General features: G+C 35.7%; 21 protein-coding genes. 6 read left to right on the forward strand and 15 right to left on the reverse strand.

Features of this window, described 5'->3' with window-relative positions; translation table 11 throughout:
- Positions 1-181: 181 nt before the first annotated feature.
- Entirely contained in the window at positions 182-1246 is a 1065-nt protein-coding gene (locus QNH24_RS23550; protein WP_054771011.1) for a LolA family protein, read from the reverse strand.
- 226 nt (positions 1247-1472) lie between these two features.
- Positions 1473-1826 (reverse strand): holo-ACP synthase, encoded by a 354-nt coding sequence (acpS, locus tag QNH24_RS23555; protein WP_283869797.1) that lies wholly within the window; start codon positions 1824-1826, stop codon positions 1473-1475.
- A 64-nt stretch (positions 1827-1890) separates the two neighbouring features.
- Between acpS and QNH24_RS23560 the strand changes: the two genes are divergently transcribed.
- Positions 1891-2514, forward strand: coding sequence for a rhomboid family intramembrane serine protease (locus QNH24_RS23560; protein WP_283869798.1), 624 nt, complete (start codon positions 1891-1893; stop codon positions 2512-2514).
- A 79-nt stretch (positions 2515-2593) separates the two neighbouring features.
- Here QNH24_RS23560 and QNH24_RS23565 read toward each other — a convergent pair whose 3' ends face one another.
- The 8 genes from QNH24_RS23565 to QNH24_RS23600 all read right to left on the reverse strand — a co-directional run bounded on the left by QNH24_RS23565 (position 2594) and on the right by QNH24_RS23600 (position 11388).
- Complete coding sequence (locus tag QNH24_RS23565; RefSeq protein WP_283869799.1) at positions 2594-3169, reverse strand: GNAT family N-acetyltransferase; 576 nt, start codon at positions 3167-3169, stop codon at positions 2594-2596.
- 113 nt (positions 3170-3282) lie between these two features.
- Positions 3283-4755 (reverse strand): PH domain-containing protein, encoded by a 1473-nt coding sequence (locus tag QNH24_RS23570; protein ID WP_283872929.1) that lies wholly within the window; start codon positions 4753-4755, stop codon positions 3283-3285.
- Complete coding sequence (locus QNH24_RS23575) at positions 4748-5227, reverse strand: PH domain-containing protein (RefSeq protein ID WP_054771013.1); 480 nt, start codon at positions 5225-5227, stop codon at positions 4748-4750. Before QNH24_RS23575 ends, QNH24_RS23570 begins: the two co-directional genes overlap by 8 nt.
- Positions 5228-5421: 194 nt before the next feature.
- Complete coding sequence (gene cshA, locus QNH24_RS23580; protein WP_283869800.1) at positions 5422-6939, reverse strand: degradosome RNA helicase CshA; 1518 nt, start codon at positions 6937-6939, stop codon at positions 5422-5424.
- A 350-nt stretch (positions 6940-7289) separates the two neighbouring features.
- Positions 7290-7982, reverse strand: coding sequence for an alpha/beta hydrolase (locus QNH24_RS23585; protein ID WP_283869801.1), 693 nt, complete (start codon positions 7980-7982; stop codon positions 7290-7292).
- Positions 7983-8044: 62 nt separating this feature from the next.
- Complete coding sequence (locus tag QNH24_RS23590; protein WP_283869802.1) at positions 8045-9409, reverse strand: UDP-N-acetylmuramoyl-tripeptide--D-alanyl-D-alanine ligase; 1365 nt, start codon at positions 9407-9409, stop codon at positions 8045-8047.
- Between the two features lie 11 nt (positions 9410-9420).
- Positions 9421-10500 carry a D-alanine--D-alanine ligase gene (locus tag QNH24_RS23595; RefSeq protein ID WP_283869803.1) on the reverse strand — a complete coding sequence of 360 codons (1080 nt, stop codon included), beginning with the start codon at positions 10498-10500 and terminating at the stop codon, positions 9421-9423.
- Between the two features lie 135 nt (positions 10501-10635).
- Positions 10636-11388, reverse strand: a complete 753-nt coding sequence (locus QNH24_RS23600) for a hypothetical protein (protein WP_283869804.1) — start codon at positions 11386-11388, stop codon at positions 10636-10638.
- A gap of 219 nt (positions 11389-11607) precedes the next feature.
- Here QNH24_RS23600 and QNH24_RS23605 point away from each other — a divergent pair, with 219 nt between their 5' ends.
- Positions 11608-12795, forward strand: a complete 1188-nt coding sequence (locus QNH24_RS23605; RefSeq protein ID WP_283869805.1) for an FtsW/RodA/SpoVE family cell cycle protein — start codon at positions 11608-11610, stop codon at positions 12793-12795.
- 71 nt (positions 12796-12866) lie between these two features.
- Here QNH24_RS23605 and QNH24_RS23610 read toward each other — a convergent pair whose 3' ends face one another.
- A complete protein-coding gene (locus QNH24_RS23610; protein WP_166672133.1) occupies positions 12867-13004 on the reverse strand; it encodes an Lmo0850 family protein in 138 nt (45 codons plus the stop codon).
- A 449-nt stretch (positions 13005-13453) separates the two neighbouring features.
- Between QNH24_RS23610 and QNH24_RS23615 the strand changes: the two genes are divergently transcribed.
- The 3 genes from QNH24_RS23615 (at position 13454) to cls (ending at position 17188) form a co-directional block, all read left to right on the forward strand.
- The gene (locus QNH24_RS23615) at positions 13454-14614 is read left to right on the forward strand and encodes an MFS transporter (RefSeq protein ID WP_283869806.1); all 1161 of its coding nucleotides are present in this window, start codon (positions 13454-13456) and stop codon (positions 14612-14614) included.
- A 187-nt stretch (positions 14615-14801) separates the two neighbouring features.
- Positions 14802-15593, forward strand: coding sequence for a YwqG family protein (locus tag QNH24_RS23620; RefSeq protein WP_283869807.1), 792 nt, complete (start codon positions 14802-14804; stop codon positions 15591-15593).
- A gap of 137 nt (positions 15594-15730) precedes the next feature.
- Positions 15731-17188, forward strand: a complete 1458-nt coding sequence (cls, locus tag QNH24_RS23625) for a cardiolipin synthase (protein ID WP_283869808.1) — start codon at positions 15731-15733, stop codon at positions 17186-17188.
- Positions 17189-17240: 52 nt separating this feature from the next.
- Here cls and QNH24_RS23630 read toward each other — a convergent pair whose 3' ends face one another.
- From QNH24_RS23630 to QNH24_RS23645, 4 genes are all read right to left on the reverse strand, one after another.
- Entirely contained in the window at positions 17241-18014 is a 774-nt protein-coding gene (locus QNH24_RS23630) for a M15 family metallopeptidase (RefSeq protein WP_283869809.1), read from the reverse strand.
- Positions 18015-18355: 341 nt separating this feature from the next.
- Entirely contained in the window at positions 18356-18607 is a 252-nt protein-coding gene (locus tag QNH24_RS23635; RefSeq protein WP_283869810.1) for a hypothetical protein, read from the reverse strand.
- A 55-nt stretch (positions 18608-18662) separates the two neighbouring features.
- Positions 18663-19424 carry a membrane protein insertase YidC gene (gene yidC, locus QNH24_RS23640; RefSeq protein ID WP_283869811.1) on the reverse strand — a complete coding sequence of 254 codons (762 nt, stop codon included), beginning with the start codon at positions 19422-19424 and terminating at the stop codon, positions 18663-18665.
- A 177-nt stretch (positions 19425-19601) separates the two neighbouring features.
- The gene (locus tag QNH24_RS23645; RefSeq protein WP_283869812.1) at positions 19602-20396 is read right to left on the reverse strand and encodes a helix-turn-helix transcriptional regulator; all 795 of its coding nucleotides are present in this window, start codon (positions 20394-20396) and stop codon (positions 19602-19604) included.
- A 504-nt stretch (positions 20397-20900) separates the two neighbouring features.
- Here QNH24_RS23645 and QNH24_RS23650 point away from each other — a divergent pair.
- Entirely contained in the window at positions 20901-21551 is a 651-nt protein-coding gene (locus QNH24_RS23650; protein WP_054609424.1) for a LytTR family DNA-binding domain-containing protein, read from the forward strand.
- The last annotated feature ends 287 nt before the right edge of the window (positions 21552-21838 follow it).

The raw sequence follows: 21838 nt of genomic DNA on the forward strand, positions 1-21838 counted from the left end.
AAAACATTATGTATTGCCATAAATTCATTTAATTCTTTCAAATTGAAAGTTATTGTACTTAACTCGCTTTTATAACTTCTAGAATATATTATACAACTTAACACTTTCTAAACAGTGTTTAATCACTATTTAGCTTAATAAGCTACAGCTTTCAGTGATTTGAAAGCTGTAGCTACAAAAGTTATTTCATACTACTTATCGTCATAGAAGTAGCAACTTCTATCATTTCATCACGAGATAATTTACTTGATGCAACAAAGAATGCAACCCCATCCTTTTCCCAACTAATAGATGTATCTGTTATTGCACCGATTGTAAAGCCTAAATCTACCGGATCACCTGGTGAAGATACTGGTAGCATCGCACTCTCTTTGGTCGCTGGTTGTTGCATAACTGTAAATGGCTTGTCACCCTCGAATGTTAAGATGACACGATCCATACCGTTCTCACGAATTACCTTTTCTTCCGTCATCTTCGTATTTTCCCAATTAACAACAGGGTAATTTGTTTGAAACTCTTTATTTTCAACTTCAGCACCTACTGCTTCTTTACCATCTTTTTCGCCTTTGTCATCCTTTTCTGTAGGAGCAGCTTGTTCACCTTTTGTTTGATCTGTTTCCGTAAATTGCTCAACTGCATATTCCTTGGCTGCATGCTGAACACCTAATTTGATATTTTTAAATGTTATACGAATTTGTTCTTCCTTTACATCATTCATAATGACCACGGAAGTTGGAAGCAATGTTTTCTTATTTACTGTAATCACCTGATGAGGCATACTATTTTTATAGCTATTTCTAGTAGCCGCTTCAAATATATATGCTTTTTCTTGCTCTTTCATGACAACATTTTTATCTTCAGCTAAATCTTCTGCTAGAGCACCTATTAAATATGCCTGACTGTTTTTCTTTGGCCAGTCACTTTGGAACTTATACATTTTGTTCAATGTCGGTGTAACTACAAACACTCCATCTGCATTTCGTACTATCATCTGCGAAACATCTTTCCCACTTTCTACTACTTCTACTCGATAAAAGTCAGGTTTAGTATGCCAAACTGTTACATCATATTTTCTTGGCTCTCCACCCGATTTAATCTCCATCGAGGCATTTAACTCATAACCATTTGTCTCTGCCCATTTACCATTAACCTTCTTCAACACTTTTTCCTGTGAGGCTGTACCACACGCCGACAGAAGTAATATTGTACAAATTAAGACGAGCCATTTAACTATACGGTTGCCCACGCTTTCACCCTTTCTTCTTTCAAATCCACTACGACAATATATGAACCTTATTTGTCAGTTATGTCATCTGAAGAGCAGGCAATATATTTATCTTCATTCAGCAAATGTTTTTTTGTATCGAAAGCATAGCTACAATAACACCAAGGCGAAATTAATCTTTAATGTTCAAAGAATTTTACAGAAGGTAGAGCATCTTTTTTTATGGCAGCACGATATTCACTATTACTTACAGCAGCAATATGACCTGCGCTGCCGCGTATTGCTTAGTATGTGTGATACTAACAAACCCATTTACAAGTCTTCCTTTAAAATATAAAACAGGATTCCCAGCTTCTCCTCTTAAAATTTCAATATCATGGAGCTTGCATTGCTCCCCAATACCCGTTCCTAAAGCCTTGGAAAATGCCTCTTTAGCAGCAAATCGCCCAGCTAAAAATTCTATTCTACGAGTTTCTGAATGTGCCTCGAATAAACCTCTTTCCTTTTCAGATAAAATCCGATCTTTAAATTTATTTGTTCGCGTCAATGCTTTAGCAATACGTTCAATTTCTACAATATCGAGACCAATTCCTTTAATCATTTGAACTTCTCCTTTTCCTATTACCAAAAAGCCATGTATAATAATTGTAAATTGAGGTGGAGCCATGTTTAGTAGAACAGAAAATTTTAAGCAATATACAAAGTATTACCCTGTTGTTTCTACGTTTATAGCGATTAATTTAATTTTTTATGTATTAACTATTTTACCTGGTGTTGGGGTACTTGTATTGAATTACGGAATCCAACTGAATTTCCTAATCCAGAACGGTGAATGGTGGCGTATTTTATCTGCAATGTTTTTACATGCCGGCTTCTTACACATGCTCTTTAATATGTTTTCATTGTATATTTTCGGGCCAGAGCTTGAAAAAATTGCAGGTAAGGCACGTTTTATAACTATTTATTTATTATCCGGCATTGTAGGAAACATGGCGACCTATCTACTTAATAATGATAGTGGCTATGGTAGTCTCGGTGCAAGTGGGGCTATTTTTGGCATTTTTGGTGCTTTTGGGGCGCTTGTTTATTATACACGCCGCACAATGCCTATGCTTCGCAAGCTAATCTTACCAATCATTGTAATCAGTGTCATTATGACTTTTATACAGCCAAATGTGAATGTCTATGCGCATTTAGGTGGCTTAGTAACTGGATTCATTCTTGGGTTGATTTATTTACACCCCAAAAGAATTTTAAGCTGGCGTAAACAAAAAATGGCAGGTAAATAGCAGGCACAAAGAGGAGGATCCTTAGGAAAACGGATGCTCCTCTTACTTTATCTTTTATTATAACGACCAAATTTTTATTTTATAAAACGATAGTATTCTCGTTCGTTGATTTTAGTTTTTTCCATTCAGCTGCCGTTAATCCGTAGACTACCTGATCGACATGATGATCATATAACCATTCAGCGTCTCTCAAACGACCTTCCTCGTTAAAACCAAGCACTTTTGGTATTGTACGGCTTCGAATATTCCCTACAGCAACACGTACTTCTATACGATTTAACTTTAAATAGCTAAAAGCATAATCAATAAAAGCTTTCATTGAATTAGTAACTAACCCCTTACCAACAAAATCGTTTCCTAACCAATAACCGATACTCGTCCATCTATGTTGCCAATTCACTTGATGATAGCCAATTACTCCTGCAAGCTTCCCCTCATAATAAATCCCTGCTTGTATACCATTATTATTAGCATATTGGTGCATCGCATTTCTTACGAATTTTTCTGTATCCTCTACCGTTCTCACATCATCTACGAAAGGTAACCACTCTCGCAAAGTTTCCCTAGACCGATCTGTCAATGTAAATAACTCATCTACATCGTTTAAATCCAACAATTTCAAATACGTGTTTTCGTTAATATCATATTTAAACAAAAAATCCACCCCTTTTGTTAGATATATTCTATTATATAAATTATTATTGTTTATTTATAGCTAAAAAAGGCTAACCATTACAAAAAATTGTAAATGGTTAGCCTTCCATATGATTAATGCTCATACCAAGATAAGATGGTTTCAGCATCCTTCTGTTCTAAGCTCGGAACGTTTCCAGTCATTCCAGTCATTCCAGACATTACTGTAGCTTTAATAGACATAACATTTTTTCTTTTTTGGAAATACGTTTGAGTACTTTCAATAGATTGTATGCGTTTTTTCTCCATAAAAAATGTAATACGATTAAATACTCGGTATTGCATTGTAAGCTGCTTTCCATCAATCATATAACCAGCTGTTTTATGCTGCCAAATACCCAGAAGTATTGTAAGTGGAACCAGCAGCAGTGAAAGCAAACCATACGGATACAAGAAATAACTACATGCACCAATTATAGGGATGAGCCAAATAAAATCGATACGATAGAAAAATGGACGAGCACGTTTTGGAGAATGAATAAATTCTGGATGCCAGTTCATTTCTGGGAAAAGTTGCTCTAACGTTTCTAGACAATCCTGTTTTTTTATAAGTGGAAATAAAGTAATCTTCTTATCTTTTCCACTCTCACCATTTCCTCCAGCACTTTCAACAACCACTGTTGCAAATCCAAATAATTGACGTACTGGATTCTCTACAATACGAATTGCCTGAATTCGATTTAAGGGTAAAGTAATTCGTTTTTTCTCAAGTAACCCTTTTGTAATGATTAACTTTTCATCTTCAATTCTAACTGTGTACTCATAGTAGTTAATTAATGTAATTACTACAGAAACAAACCATGCAACGATTAAGATGAACATTACTGTTAGTGCAACTAAAAAGGCTCCAATTTTAACAAAGTCAGCTAACTCATGAAACACAGTTTCATAAGGAATTATATCTGAAAACTGAGAGACAATTGCTGCAAGACCAGACAGTACGACGCCAATTCCACCCGAGGTCGTTGCCAAGACTAATAAATCACGGATTGACATATGATAAATCTGTGGAACTACTTCTTCCTCTGTCATTTGAGCAGGCTGTTCATCTTCAGTTTCTTCCGCTATTTGTTTTTTTGCTCGACGCATTTCCAGCTCTATTGCATCAGCTGCTGCTTTACGTATTGCCGTTAACTCTGCCTCAGGCTTTCCATCCTTACTCCCTGCAGTTTCAATCTGTACCTTTACTAAACCAAATAACCTGTGAAAAATTCCTTCATTGTAATTTAAGCTTTGAATACGTTCAAATGGAATATAACGCTTCTTTTTAACAAACAGGCCATACTTTACACGTAATTCACCCTCTTCAAACCAATAGACAAAAGTACGCCATCTAATAATCCCACTAACAACCGCAAGTACAGCTACTACTACCCAAATACCGAGCAATAACAGTGTTTTTAAAAAATGATCGCTAGTAAAATTAAACGAAAATTTAAAACCATTCGTAACAAAAATAATAGCAACAGGTAAAATCATGCTTTTTAATACTTTTGCACTCGTTATAATAGCTGATATTGGATGTAAACGATTAATTTCCTTAGACATCATCTTCCGCCACCCTTGCTAATTCCGAAATTCGTGCACGAAGTCCATCAGCTTCATCCATCACAAGCGCAGGAATCGTATGTACAGTTGCTGCTGTTGATATTGAAATATTACCTAAATCATATCTTTTTAAAATTGGCCCTTGTGTTGTATCTACATGCTGTACACGCACCATTGGAATAAGTGTACGTTTAACAACAAATAAACCGTGTTGTACTTCAATTTCATTCTCACGGACCTCATAACGCCAGCGTTCCCACCTTATTTTTGGAAATAAGTAAACTGATAAAATAGCACTCAGTAAAACTACTGCTACAGCAATGAAATAAATAAATGATGGCCACTCAAAATAATACGTGCAGTAGGAAACAATTACTGCCACAATCAATAGCAATATTGTTTGTAATACACCATATAAACGCCACACAGTTAACCCTTTTCGGGAAATTTTATGAATTGGTTCTGCTCTCAAAGTTGTTCCCTCACTTTCTTTAATTACGTATACGAGTTGAATGCTCCTTTTGTTTCAAAATATACGAAAAAAACCTTACAGCCACTTTGACTGTAAGGTTCGTAATAATCAATTTTACCCTGGCGTAAATGCGTCCAGATTTTGAATTGTACCCCACTCTGTTGAGGTGGGAGTCTGCTGAATGAAGATAAAAATTAATCTTCGTGACGTCGTGGTGCACGAGAGCGCCCTTGTCCACCCTCACGACGAGCACCACCTTCACGGCGTCCGCCATCTCGACGACTTCCGCCACGTCGGTCTCCGCTACGTCCACTATCTCGACGTCCGTTAAAGCTACGGTTATTACGTCCACGATCTCCGCCACGATTGTTAGAAGAACGCTCACGACGCATTGGTAATGGTCGTTCTTCCGTAATAGTTACTGGTGTATCATCTGGCTCTTTTGTTAATGTACGAAGAGCAGCAGCAACAACATCAAGCGCATCATGATTTTCAAGTAATTCTGCTGCAAATGTACGATAATCACCTAGATTATTATTCGCGATAAGACCTTCTAGCGTCTCTACAGCTAACCGTTGTTGACCTTCAAGAGCTTCATCAGAAGTTGGTGGACGAAGTGGTGTCATACGTTTTTTCGTTGTTTCCTCAACAATACGTAAATAACCCATTTCACGAGGTGTTACAAATGTTACTGCAAGACCTGATTTACCTGCGCGCCCTGTACGACCAATACGGTGAACATATGATTCAGGATCTTGTGGAATGTCAAAATTATAAACATGTGTTACACCAGAAATATCAAGTCCACGTGCAGCTACATCTGTGGCAACAAGAATATCAATTTTATTTTCTTTAAATTGACGTAATACTGAAATACGTTTTGCTTGGCTTAAATCACCATGAATACCTTCTGCTAAGTATCCGCGAATTGATAGGGCCTGTGCAAGCTCATCCACGCGACGTTTTGTACGTCCAAAGATGATAGCAAGCTCTGGTTGGTGAACGTTTAATAAGCGAGATAAAATGTCGAACTTTTCGCGTTCAGCAGACTTCACAAAATATTGATCAATATTATCAACTGTTAATTCTTTTGCTTTAATTTTTACGATTTCTGGATCACGCATGAATGTTTCAGCAATTTTGCGAATAGCTGGTGGCATTGTTGCTGAGAACAGTAATGTTTGACGCTCAGTCGGCACGTTTTCTAAAATTGAATTAATATCATCTATAAAGCCCATGTTTAACATTTCATCTGCTTCATCTAGTACTAATGTTTGCACATCTTCTAATTTTAACGTACGACGATTAATATGATCAATAATACGTCCTGGTGTACCAACAATGATTTGAGGTCTATTTTTCAGTGCACGAATTTGACGGCCAATTTCTTGCCCACCGTAAACTGATAATAATTTTACACGTTTATCATAACCAATTTTATAAAGCTCTTCTGATACTTGAATTGCTAATTCACGAGTTGGAGCAATTACTAATGCTTGGATATTTGGATTTTTTGGGTCAATTTTTTCGATAAGTGGAATCCCGAAAGCGGCAGTTTTACCAGTACCAGTTTGTGCTTGACCTAATACGTCGCGGCCTTCGATAGCAAAACGAATAGTACCTTCTTGGATTGGTGTTGCTTCTTCAAATCCCATACGCTTTACAGAGCGTAATGTAGATTCACTAATATTTAATTCTGAAAAATTTGTCAAACTTCTCATTCTCCTTTTTTTGCTTTTAAGTTGACAAATGGTTACATTTTCAGATGAAGTTGTCGGCAAATTCGAGCCTGTTATGTGGAACGTTTCCGTTACTTAAAAATTTCCTCTATATAATGTTCATATAGAGCTCTCTTATATGAAAAGGAAAGCCCGGTCCTTACCGAGCGGTTCGATTCTGTCGTAATAATCACTTTAGAATAAAACCGTTGTGTTCAAAAAAAAGTACTCTTCAACCAAATATGAAGAGTCTTCGCACAAAATGTATCCATTGCTTACACTAGTCTAACATGGCTTTAAATCGTATGCAACGATAACGCATGAGTCGTAATAATCTGACTATTTTATTTTCCCTTTAAAAACGTCAAAACTTGAGAAAACCACTTAGTACAATCCTTGTCGAAACATATATGGTGCTTACCATTATCAGAAAAATACAATGTTTTATCGTTTGAAATTAATTCATCATATAAGAATTGAGCTGTATGATAAGGCACTATTCCGTCTAATATTCCTTGAACAATATAGACAGGAATATCAATATCTTTATAGTATGGCTCAACCATTCGAACAAGTCTCATAAATTCTATTGTTGATGATAAAGGCACATTGTTAAACTTATGTCGATATCGCATAAACAGCTCGTTATTAGATAGATTGCGATGGTACGCCTCCGACGCAAGCATTTTAAAATCCTTGACCAATTGCTTGGGACTTATATATTTGGCAGCTGCGCTTAGTAACACAAGCTTTTTCACCTTATAGCGTTTAGCAAGATATAGCGCAATAATCCCTCCCATTGAAAACCCAACTACTAGAACCTCATTTACCTTCTTAGCCAGTGCTCGAAAGGCGAGTTCAGCATCCATTAGCCAATGCTTAGCAGTAAAGCCTTGCATCTGTAATTCCTCACCGTGACCTGATAAAGTAGGCTCCTCAATGAGCCAATCTGTATGAGCTCGTAAATAGGCAGTAAAAGGCTCTATTTCATAGGGACCTCCTGAAAATCCGTGTATACATAATACACCTACTGACATTTCTTTCACCTCTATAAAGAAATCGGTGAGAATGTTGTCTCACCGATTCTATGTAGCATTTATCACGTAAAAGCCTTTAATATTGTTTCTAATTTCATTCCTCGAGAACCCTTTAGTAAAACAATAGACTCTTTGTTAGCTTGCTGTAGCTTTTCAATGATTGGGGCATAATCATCCTTAACATATAATAAATGCTCCGCATCAAAACGCTCTTTTAAAATATCATATAAATAAGCCATGCGTGGACCGAACAAGCAAACATAGGAAATTTCCTGACCCTGAATATCCTCTGATAAATTCTCATGGAAAACCTTTTCATTTGGCCCAAGTTCCAGCATATCACCTAACACAAGCCATTTTTCAGAACGGATTGTTGAAGATGCGATAAACTGGATAGCTGCCTTTACAGATGTTGGAGCAGCATTATAGGCATCATTTATAAATAATGCTCCATTTGTTCCCTGCACTTGCTGCATGCGCATATCTGTGAGGGTCACTTGTTTTAAGGATGCACGAATTTGGTCATCGTTTAAACCTAATTTTTGTGAAATTAACATGGCTACTAATGTATTTTTCACCTGATGCTTTCCAAGAACTGAAATAAAGAAGTTTCCTTCAATCACTCCATGTGCTGTAAAGCTACTGCCATTAGTAGTTGCTTCGATATTTTCTGCATATAATAGGTTCCCTGGCATTAAACCAAATGCCACCGCATGAAGATTTTGCTCTTTTGCAACTAATTCTTTAAGCAAAGGTTCATCTCCATCATAAAATAGCACGCCATTTGCTGACATCCCTTGAACGATTTCAAATTTTGCTTTTGCAATTCCTGCGCGTGAACCCAAGTCTTGCATATGAGCTTCTCCAATGTTTGTAATTACCGTCATATGTGGACGAGCAAGTTTCGTTAAAAATTCGATTTCTCCAAAGCCACTCATTCCCATTTCTAGCACAGCAACATCTGTATCTTCATCAAGCTGTAAAATTGTAATCGGGAGACCAAGCTGATTATTAAAATTTCCAATTGTTTTTTGTACTTTAAAAAACGGTGTAAGCACTCCTGCTAAAATATCTTTCGTTGACGTTTTACCATTCGAACCAGTAATCCCAATAAATTTCGCCTTATGCTCACTTCTATAAGCATGTGCCATTTGCTGTAAGGCTAGCTCTGGGTCATCTACAAATAGCAATGGTACATCTTGAGGTGGATTTGGTTCATCTTTCTGCCAAAGGGAGGCACCAGCCCCCTTTTCAAAGGCCTGCATAACAAATTTATGGCCATTAGTCTGTTCACCTCGAAATGGCACGAATAAATCTCCCTGCTGAATCGTTCTTGTATCAATTGAAATACCTGTTACTTCTGTATCACCAAAAGCTGGCACCTCATCATTTAACCATGCAGCTAATTGTTTTAATGTTTTTTTCACAATAATCCCACTCAGTCTTTTTTATAGTGAAGCTGTTGTTTTTCTTCATAACGTTCGATTGCTAGTGTAATGAGACGATCAATAAGCACTGGATAGCTTACATTTGTATGTTGCCAAAGTAGCGGATACATACTCACAGGCGTAAAACCAGGCATTGTATTTACTTCATTCATATAAATATTGTTCTCAGCTGTCACAAAGAAATCCGCACGAACTAACCCGCTTCCATCTATTGCTTTAAATGCACGCTTTGCTAGCTCCTGTAAGCTTGTTACTGTTTCAGCAGGTAGCTCTGCTGGAATAATAAGAGCTGTTGAGCCATCTTTATATTTTGAATCGTAATCATAAAAATCAGTCATAGGTTTAATTTCTCCAGGTACAGAAACTTCTGGGAAGTCGTTTCCAAGGACTGCTAGTTCAATTTCCCGGGCTGCAACTCCTTGTTCAACGACAATTTTACGATCATATTGCAGGGCTATGTCAATTGCAGTTACCAGTTCTTCACGATTATTTGCTTTGCTAATTCCGACACTTGAACCTAGGTTTGCAGGTTTTACAAACATTGGCCAATTCAATTGTTCTTCACAGCGAGCTAAAATCGTATGCTTTTCGTTCACCCATTCGCTACGAATGAAGTACGTATACGGCACTTGAGGTAAGCCAGCAATTTCAAATAATTGCTTCATGATTACTTTATCCATGCCTGCTGATGATGCTAGCACGCCATTACCAACATACGGTAAATTCAGAACTTCAAGTAATCCCTGGACTGTTCCATCCTCCCCATTTGTACCATGTAACAGCGGAAAAATAACATCAAACTGTGTAGCTTCCCCGTTTTTATCCATTAAGAAATCTGTAATATTATTTTCTAGAATCGTGGCTTCGTCACCAAATTGTAGTTCTTCAATTGTACTTGCGGGTTTTTCTAGACGTCCACCTCGACGCCATTCTCCCTCAGGTGTAATGAAAATCGGATATACTTCATACTCCTCGAAATTCAAAGCTCCAGTGACTGCACGTGCCGTCGACAATGACACCTCATGCTCTGCTGACTTTCCGCCGTATAATAAACCGATTCTTTTTTTCATCTTTGTGCCCTCCACATACTTCTTGAGTACTATTAGTTTATCATGAAACGTCTTGACAAATGACATAAAAATCTCACCGTATTTTTGACGGTGAGATTTAAGTGTTTTATTCATTCCTACGTGTAGAAAGAATCGTTAAATAATATAAATCAATTCATCGTGCTCATTTTTCAAAATTGTATTTAAATCATCCCACACTTCATCTGGGAATGAATATTCCGATAGGTTTCGAATTTCAATACCATAGGCTAATTTTGGTTTTTCAATTCTATACAGTGACAATAGTGCTCCATCTTTAGCAAAAGATCGATAGGCACGTAAAAATTCAGGAGAAATAGAAGGAATACTTGATTTCACTTTCCTTCGCCAAAAGCCTGAGCTTCGTTCTTTTTCTCGAATTAAACTGTTAAATACATTAGCCATTAGTAAGTCCCAATCACTTAAATGACGAAAATAAATTTTAGTCATTTTTTCAAGGTCAGAGGAGTAGTAAACAAATCTATTTTGTAATTTATTAAAAAAAGGCGAAGTAATTGGTTCCTTTTTATGACTTATATACAACAATTCCCCTTGCTCCATCGGCGTTAATTGGTCTAGCCTCTTTTCATCCATAAAATCTACCCAGCATAATTCCTTAGACTCCGCAGCTTTTTTTACAAACTGGGATACTTCTCCGTCGGGTATATAATCAAACTGTGTATGCATATTAAAAGAACCGTCTTCATAGGAATGTTTTAATAACAGTAAGTGATGCAGTGGTTCAAGAGCAGCCACAAATTGCGAGAATTTCAGACCGCTAAAAATGACAAATTTATCGACATCATTCATATGAACATAAATATGGAACATAAAATCCTCGGCTGACTTCAATTTTTTAGCCACAATCATCACCCCATTCTTCACTACATTATAAGACTAATCTTGAATTTTTTGAAACATTTTATGTTATATATCGTCTTAACAATATTCACAGGCGTAAAAGTGTTTTTTGCGTTATAATGTGAATGTTAAACATGCTATTGCATGAATGTTCAACTACTCTTATTTAGTAAATAGGATAAAACCAGATTTACTCATAAAGAGATACTATTTTAATAGGTGGCTTGTATGGAAAATAAACGAAATTTCGCGAATCGTTTTGATTGGACGCTTGCTTTTATACTTTTTACCTTCCTGGTCATTAGTTTGCTAGCCATTGCATCGGCACAAACATCCGGGCAATATGGCATTAACTATGTTCCTAAACAGCTACAATGGTACGTAATTGGTGCAGTAATAATTGGTATAGTTATGTTTTTTGAGCCTGATCAATATAAAAAAATGTCATGGTATATGTATGGTGCAGGTATCGCTCTGTTAGTACTTCTTATTTTCATGCCTGAAGGAAAAGGACAAATAGGTGAGCCTGTAAACGGTGCAAAAAGCTGGTATCATACTCCAATGGGAAATATACAACCCTCTGAATTTATGAAAACTTTTTACATTTTAGCACTTGCCCGTCTTATTAGTAAGCATCATGAATTTTATTCATTGCGGTCATTAAAAACAGATTTTATATTATTAGCAAAAATTGCTGTTACATTGATAGTTCCGTTAGCACTGATTATGCAACAGCCTGACCTTGGTTCAGCCCTTGTATTTTTTGCCATTACAGCTGCGATTATTATTGTAGCAGGTATATCCTGGAAAATAATTTTGCCAACCCTTTTTGGCGGAGCTGTCGCTGGTGGTACACTTTTATGGATGGCGATCTATATGCAGGATTTTTTAGAGAAAACATTCGGCTTTAAGACGTATCAGTTTGCCCGAATCTATTCGTGGTTAGATCCCTATTCATATTCCTCAAGTAAGGGTTATCATTTAATTACTTCCCTTAATGCTATTGGCTCTGGTGAAATTTTTGGTAAAGGTTTCAGAGGTCGTGAAGTTTACGTTGCCGAAAACCATACCGATTTCATATTCACTGTTATTGGCGAAGAATGGGGTTTTGTTGGTGCTAGTATTGTTATCTGTATTTTCTTCTTATTAATTTATCATTTAACAAAAACGACATTATTATTAAAAGATCCGTTTTCAACCTATGTATGTGCTGGTATTATTGCCATGATTACGTTCCACGTATTCGAAAACATTGGTATGACGATTCAGTTATTACCGATAACAGGTATTCCTCTACCTTTTATTAGTTATGGCGGTAGTTCATTAATGGGGAACGCCCTCGCTATCGGTCTGGTCTTTAGCATGCGCTTCCACTATCGTACCTACATGTTTACTACTCATGATGAAGATGATTGATTGAACTTATTTAGATAATGAAAATGGGTAGTCTCTGTTAAAGAGAGACTACCCATTTTCATTTGTACGAGTTAAGCTTGAACTTGCGGTGTTTGCGTTGGTGGTGTGAGCACTTTTAAAAGTTCAAGTCGAGACTTTGTTACAGTGGCTGTTACACCCAACTTAGATAAATTCGAAACAATCTTTTTCAAATCTACTTCTTTTTTCATACATTCCACCTCAATCTTTCCTCGAATTAATATAACGTTTTATTTCCAAAAAAGTTTCATTTTTCTTTCTACGTGTATGATGTCCGACGAGTATATCACTTCTTATCATACCACTTAACTCATCTTTAAAATTTTTCATTTGTGTTACAATGTAAATTTTTTCTTCCCTACACTATTACCACCAAATCAAAAAAAATAAAACTTGATTTATATACCCTATAGTAGTATACCCTAAATTTAAATTCCTATACTATATGACAATGGATATAAAAACTTAGACAAGTGCATGTACTCGCCGCCACCTATTGACCTGTGAAGTTGTACAAATTCTGAGAGGAAACAACTTTTACTGTGTTTCTTCCAATGTTCTACCTTCCGTTTTCTTGTAATAACAAGTTCAAGAGAGGTAGAATATATATACTGAAATATCGTATGAAAGCAGGGACTGTATGAAAAAAGCAATTTTATTATTAATGTCTGTTCAATTCCTCGTGTATTTAGGATTTGGGATTATAATACCTGTCTTACCAGAGGTTATTGTCCAGCATAATTGGGACGAATTACATGTAGGCGGCTTACTAACAGTTTACTCCCTTGCAAGTTTCTTCACTGCACCACTTTGGGGTATGCTCTCTGATAAGGTAGGGCGTAAACAGCTTATTTTAATGGGTCTAGTTGGTTTTAGTTTAAGCTTTGTAATTTTCTCTTTATTTATAGATAATCTAGTAATTTTATACGTTTCACGTGTTGTGGGTGGTTTATTCTCAGGCGCATTATATACAGCAGTAACAGGCTTCGTTGGTGATACGTCAAGTGAGGAAGACCGCAATAAATATATGGGTCTAATGGGCATGTCCATCGGTCTTGGTTTTATTTTTGGTCCAGCAATCGGTGGTATGCTAGGCCACTATAGCTTACAATTACCCTTTACTAGTTCAGCACTATTAATTGCACTATTATTTATTTATGCAAGCTTCGTCTTAAAAGAACCTGAAAAACGAAAAGATACAAATAAACGCGCCATTGTGCCAAAAGGCGCTGGTAAAATGCTGCAATATCGAGTGCGTTATTTGTTTTTGTTCTCTTTTTTAGTGACTTTTATGCTGGCTGGAGTAGAGGCTACATTCCAGCTGTTTCAAATCGATCGCATTCAAATTACCCCATTACAAATTGGTTATTTATTTATGTTTAGCGGTTTTGTAGATGCAGCTATTCAAGGTGGGGTTGTAAGAAGGATTAAAAATGGACGTGAGACAGCCTGGATAATAGGTGCCCAAATCGTAACTGCAATCGGTATGCTGTTATTCACTTTAACAGCTAACTTATTTATGGCCGGTCTTGCCCTTTGTTTCTTTACTGCAGGCAATGCACTTGCAAGAACGTGTGTTGTATCACTGTCATCGAAAGAATCAGGAGGCCAATACGGAACTGCAGCAGGACTTTCCTATTCTATGGATAATCTAGGACGCATTCTAGGTCCATTATTCTTCACTTGGCTATTTACAGTCCAATCCAGCCTTGGTTATTATACTTCAGCAGCAATAGCTGTCGTTTCAATAAGTATCATATTTATCTATAAAGCTTCAAATAAATCTTTACGACTTGAATAAAAAGTTCAAAAAAAGGCGTAACATAATAGGTAACGTAAATAATACCTAAAAGCGTAGAAAATTCAAATAAACCATAACACTATTCAGATATGATACTTTACTAAAGCTATAAGTTCATAGAATCTCGAAATATAAAGAACTGATAAGAAATAATTTACTGCTTAAGAGGAATAACGGAGGGCTCTGCATGATGAATAAAACCACAAATCTTTTACTTCCAAAAGAGCTAGAATTGCTTCGTTTCGAAATTGAAAATACACTGCTTTCATCCATGATTATTACACCTTATAAGCATTCAACGACCTTAACAGAAAGTAAATTTGCTGGTGTACCATATTTACCGTATTATCAGACATATCCTAAAGACATTACAGGTGAGCCAATGCGGCTATTAGCGCAAATCAACTTTGCTGAAATGCCACCACTAAGGGATTTTCCAACTCAGGGTATTCTTCAGTTTTATATTTCGTCTAATATTTTTGTGAATGCAGATCATTACCACGAAGATATTTTTCAGCAGTTTTATAAAATTAGATTTTACCCTACTGTAAATTCTGAAGTGGCAATGCCCGTACAAGAATTTATAACATATTCAAAAGATTGGTTCCCTATTCATCAAGAATTAGCTTTACAATTCAGACCATCACAGGAACCTGTGTCAGCTTTAGATTATCGCGCTATACGTTATTTGCCTAATTTAATACCTTCACAGGTGGATATTGATTTACAGGAAATTTATCTGCAACATTTTTTAGGAGCCGGAGCTAAAATTGGTGGCTATGGTTATTTTTTAGAGGATGATATCCGTCATGAATCAAAGCTCCTTCAACGCTATGATGTCTTGTTACTTCAAATTGACTCAAACGATGAACTCGGTATTATGTGGGCAGATAGTGGTGTAGGGAAATTTTTTATCAATCGTGAAAAGCTACTTCAAAAGGATTTTTCTGATATTTTATTTCAATGGGAGCATTATTAATCATTTTTAGGATTACTTCGTTCCATATTTCGGAGTAATCCTTTTCTGTGCCTACAATAAATTTCTTCTCTTCTTTCCACCAATGAAGTAAGCTATACTAGGATATATTGCGAAATATAGTAAAGGCAGGTGCAGGAATGAGCATTTTTACAGATGTGGAATATCTAGTACCTTTAATTATGTTTGTAAATATTTTAGCAGCATTGACAATTATTTTTTTAGAACGTAAAGATGCTACTTCTACATGGGCATGGATTCTCGTACTATTCTTCCTTCCATTAGCTGGTTTTATTCTATACTTACTTCTTGGCCGACAGCTAAGAAAAAAGCATTTATTCCGTTGGGAAGGACGGAAGGATATAGGGATTGATAATCTTATCAGCTATCAAATGGATGCGATTCGAGATGATACATTCGAGTTTCGTATTGAGAATGCGGAAAATTATAAAGAAATGATTTATATGCATCTGAAAACAAATAATGCAGTGCTAACGCAGGACAACTCCATTAAAATTTTTGACGATGGTGCAGATAAATTTGAACAGCTACTAAAAGATATTGAAGCAGCAAAGGACCATATCCACATCCAATATTATATTTTTCGTTTAGATGACTTAGGTACCCGTATTGTCGATAAGCTGATTAAAAAGGCAAAACAAGGTGTAAAGGTTCGTCTCTTATATGATGAAATGGGCTCACGAAATGTTAAAAGGCGCCATTTCAAGGAATTACTTAATGCAGGTGGCGAGGTAGAAGTATTTTTCCCATCCATCTTCCCCCTTCTAAACCCTCGTTTAAACTTTAGAAATCACCGAAAAATCGTTGTTATTGATGGACGTATTGGTTTTATTGGTGGCTTTAATGTAGGAGATGAATATCTAGGTCTACAAAAGAAGTTTGGCTATTGGAGAGATACACATTTACGTATTGAGGGTAGTGCTGTACACCCACTGCAAACACGCTTTTTATTAGACTGGAATCAAGCTTGTGCACAGCAAAAAATGGGGTATTCAGATAGATATTTTCCAGCTATCCCCAAAAAAGGCGATGTAGGTCTACAAATCGTTTCAAGTGGGCCAGATTCTGACTGGGAACAGATTAAAATTGGTTATTTAAAGCTTATTAACATGGCCCAAAAATACATTTATATTCAAACACCATATTTTATTCCTGATGTTAGCTTTTTAGATGCTATTAAAATTGCTACATTATCGGGTATTGACGTACGTATTATGATTCCAAATAAGCCTGATCATATGTTTGTTTATTGGGCTACTTATTCATATGTTGGACAATTATTGCGAGCAGGAGCAAAAGTATATATTTATGAAAAAGGCTTTATTCATGCGAAAGCCATTATTATTGACGATGAAGCCTCTACTGTTGGAACTGCCAATATCGATGTCCGAAGCTTCAGTTTGAATTTTGAAGTAAATGCATTCATTTATGACCCAACCATTTCACACCAGCTAGCTGAGCTATTTGAAAAGGATATTTTTGATTGTACCGAATTAACATGGGAAATGTATCAGAACCGTTCCAATTTAATAAAATTTAAAGAATCCATTTCTCGCCTACTAACACCTATATTGTAAAACAAAAAAGAAGAGCAGCTAGCTCCATAACTATGGAGTAGCTACCCTTCTTTTATTTCACACCTAAATATTCTTCTAAAGTTATATCTTTCTTCTTAATTTCTTTTGCAATATCAACACCCACATAGCGATAATGCCATGACTCATACATATACCCAGTAATATCTTCCTTGTTTTTTGGGAATCGTAATATAAATCCGTAATCTTGAGCATTTGTCAATAACCATTGCCCTGCTGGTGTTTCTCCAAACTCCTCAGTCAGCCATAGATTCTCTTTGCCACGCTCTCCAATATCAAAGGCTAAACCTGTTTGATGCTCTGAGTAACCTGGTCGCGCACTATACCGGTCTGCTGCTGCCTGTCCATCACGATTCACATAATTGTTATATAATGTTGTTTGATAGTCAAAGGACCGATAGCCACTAAATGCCACAAAATCAAAACCCTGTTTTTTAGCAGCAGCTAGCATTTTATCTAATTCTTGACGCGCTTCCTTATTTTCTCCTGGCGCAAAGGTAGACGGGAGTGGATATATTTTATTTGCTAGTAAAATACCATTAATATACGTAGGTTCAGTGGGTAATGTTTGATTTGGTAAATATCCATTTTCATCAGGTTGTTGCTCTGGTTCCGAAGGCTTTTCTGTTGTTTTTTTCGGCTCTTCCGTTGCAACTGAATCATTTTTTGTTGGTTCGGTTGTTAATGACTGCTTCTCTGGTTCATTACTTACTTGCTTATTTTTATAGTTATAAACTACGAAAATAGAAACAATTAGTGCTACTGAAATGATAGCACCAATAATGAGTAATAGACGACTTTTTTTCACTATTTTTACCCCTTTTGTAATTTTTCAAGTACTATGTGGTTAAAATATCCCTTTTAGCTTCATTCAGCAAATGTTTTTTGCATCGAAAGCATCGCGGCAGATATTTTTTTGCGCGTAAGCGTAGCGGCAGCCGCAGATGTTTTTTGCGCGTAAGCGTAGCGGAGCCGCAGAACAGAAGACTCCCACCTCTATAGAAATTGATATTCGGGAATGCCTTACGCTAGTACTGAACTTTTTAACTCTTGCAGGTACATTTGAATTAACTGTATCCGACTTTATTGGTATAATCTCATTTTAGCACTGTTCACAATTTAGGGTGCACTATAGATTATTAATTTAGTTTATTTGTCAGTGAGAATGATAATTATGACAATTATAGAAGCAATAGAGAAAAAAACAGCCATATACTTCATCCATTTCGCTTCTTTCATATAGCCCTGTTCTTTAAAGCTTTTAGCTCTGAAACCATTAGATAAAGCAAACATAATCGTCATTGCCAATACTGCAAAATTAAAATTCCCCATAATGATAAATACTATAGCTGCAATACTAAAAAGTGCCACTAAAATAGATGATAGCCATTTAATGTTCATCCTGTTGTCCTCCTAAAAAAATCGAGGCTACTAAGGCGCCTCGACATTGAATAATTTATGAACTTGCTTTTTCCGGATGTTCCGAATAATACTTTCGACCGATGTAGGTTTGAATAATCAGTAAAGCACCGCTGACAGACCAATACAGTGGTAGTGCTGCCATTGACGACATCGAGATAAAGACAATCATAATCGGTGAAATATAAATAAACATTTTCATTTGTGCTTTTTGCTGCTCTGGTACTGTCCATAATGACACACGAGCTTGAACTAAATACACAATACCTGCAATAATCGTCATTACAATATCAGGCGATCCTAAGCTAAACCATAAAAATTCATGTGATTTCACATCAGCTGAGTATAAAATTGAGAAATAAAGACCCATGATAATTGGCATTTGAATTAACATTGGTAAACATCCCATGTTTAGTGGATTGATGCCATGCTTTTGATATAATGCCATCATTTCTTGCTGGTGCTGCATTTGCTCTTCTTTTGTCTTTGCTTCCTTCATTTTCTTCTGAACAGCTTCCATTTCAGGTTTAAACGCGTCCATTTTCGTTTTCATTAATTGTTGCTGACGATAATTTTTTAACATAATCGGCATTAAAACTAAACGAATCAGCACTGTAATAGCAATAATCGCCAGACCATAGCTACCTGAAAAAATAGTATTTCCGAAAAACTCCAATAAAAATTCCATAGGCTTCACAAAAATACTATAGAAAAAACCTTCTTTGTTTTGCACAGCTTGACAGCCACTAAGAACAAAAACGACAAGTCCAAGCATTGAAAATAGCTTCAAATTTTTCATTTTTCCACCTACTATTATTTATCAACTAAAGTGAAGTATACATTATTGAGTCTATCTTTATCAAATAGCAAGGTGCTACTAATTACCTCGTTATTGCCAGAGCATAAAAAAGATGCGAGCTTTAGCATCGCTAACACGTCCGCATCCTATTCATTCATACCTTATTTATTAATGTCATTAAACATTCTGAAGCTCAGTCTCTGCCATTTCAAAACGATAAAACTCATGATGTAGCTCATCACGGAAGTGCTTGGGAGTAACCCCAGTGTATTTTTTGAAAATACGGGTAAAGTAGCTTTGATTACAGAAATGGAATTGATCTGAAATAGAAGTGATACTTTTATTTGTATGTCGTAGATAATATTGCGATTCTTCTACGCGGCGAACATTTAAATATTCAACTAGTGTAATACCGACATGTTCTCTAAAAATACGTGATAAGTGACTAGTACTAATATGGAAGTTATTTGCGATGCTTTCAACTGTTAGGTCATTTTCTAATTCATCATTTATATACATAATCACTTTGTTAACTGTCTGATGACGGAAAGTCGGTTGCTTGCGATCTGCGATAAAATAGACAAAGAAATCAATTAAATCATCAGCGAATTGTAAAAATTCAGCGTCTTTCATCTGATTTTCAATCATATCATTACAAGCAATGTTAAAAGCAAAGGCTTTTTTCGAAGGAACTTGATTGTCTAGCAATTTACGTGCAACAATTGACGACAGCACAGAAAAATAACTTCGAACCATTTTAATGACTTGCTTGCCAAAACGTATTGAAAGAATATCAATTAACTCATGCAAAGATTTCTTAGCCTTTGCAGATTCTAAATGGTAAATTTCAAATATTAATTTCGACTCAATATTAAAAAATTCTTCTACACCGATGTATTGATTAATATTATCGATTTCCTGGAAGTATCTTTTTGATATCGTTTCTGACATAGAATGTTGATGTAGTTGCATAATCTTCCCCATCTTTCCTCAGATTGCACGAATTACTTTTACAAAATTAGACATCAAATTACATATTTTAAATAAGAAAATAGTATCTCTTTATTTATTGTATGAATTGAGTCCTATTTCACAAATATATATTGAATACAACTTAAAAATAACCCAACTAAAACACCAGTTTTTTAAAAAATAGACTATACAGTGAATTTTACCATATTCTGCGATTTCCTTTCAACCACATTTTACGCTACACTCTAGTTCTAATTTATCATATATGCACAGTAGAAACCTCGTAAACTTATTTCGCACAATTAAATTTTACCATATACATATTAAAAAAAATTAGTAATTAATTAAATTTTGTGACAAATTATGCTAGGTAATTTGCACGTTTTTTTTTCAACAATCAACATATCTCTTTTTTATTCCGAAATCTTCTCTATATAATTTATACGAATATGTAGTAAAATAGATGATAATACTATTTTTAAAAGTTTAGACGAGGTGTTAATAGTGGATCCAAAACAAATAGAAGAAATTATGGAGATTATTAAGGAGTTCTTTCCCGAAAATACTTCAATCGCAATTTCTGACACGAACGAATACTTGTATTACCAGCCAAGCAAGAAAGTTGATTTAAAAATTAAGCCGGGCGATCCAATTAAAGAAGGCTCAGCAGCCCACAAAGCATTAAGCTATGGGCAAAAAATTAGCTCTTATATTGAGCCGGATGTATTTGGCGTAGCCTACTATGGCATGAGTATTCCTCTTATGGAGGAAGGCGAAACGAAGGGGGCTATTACTGCGATCTTCCCACAAAAACCATCAGCATTTTTAACGAACTACATCACAATCAAGATAGATGATTGCTGGTACCCGATTAAACATGATCAAGTTATTTATCTTGAAACACAGCTCCGAAAAACATTTGTTAAAACAATGAGTCGTGAAGGCTACCACCGCTTAAACCTAAGTGATTTAGAGTTATTTTTAGCACCTGACTCATTCATTCGTTGTCACCGCTCTTATATTGTTAATATTGACTACATCGATGAAATTCAACCAGATTCACATTCAACGTTTTTATTAATCATGAAAGATGGTACCCGTATTCCTGTAAGTCAGCGCTATGCAAGTTACTTCCGTCGTTCTTTAGGTTTCTAATTATTAAAAAGTACAGCGAGCATTTAATTTATTCGCCCGCTGTACTTTTTAATTTCATTTTTTAGAATGAGATTTTCTCTAAAAATTATATAGCTCTACATTAAAACGTTTTCTCTGTCGAAAATTCACATTTATGCTCGATTTTCCTATTTTTTCTCAATTTAATGCTTATCCTAAAGTTTTTGTGACAAATTGGTGATAGTATTATTCAAATGGTTGGAGTTATACTACAACTAAATAAACAGAAAATTCTTGCACGTTTTTTCTAGTTTTGTAATCGGTTTCCA

This window comes from Lysinibacillus pakistanensis (assembly GCF_030123245.1).
Lineage (GTDB): Bacteria > Bacillota > Bacilli > Bacillales_A > Planococcaceae > Lysinibacillus > Lysinibacillus pakistanensis.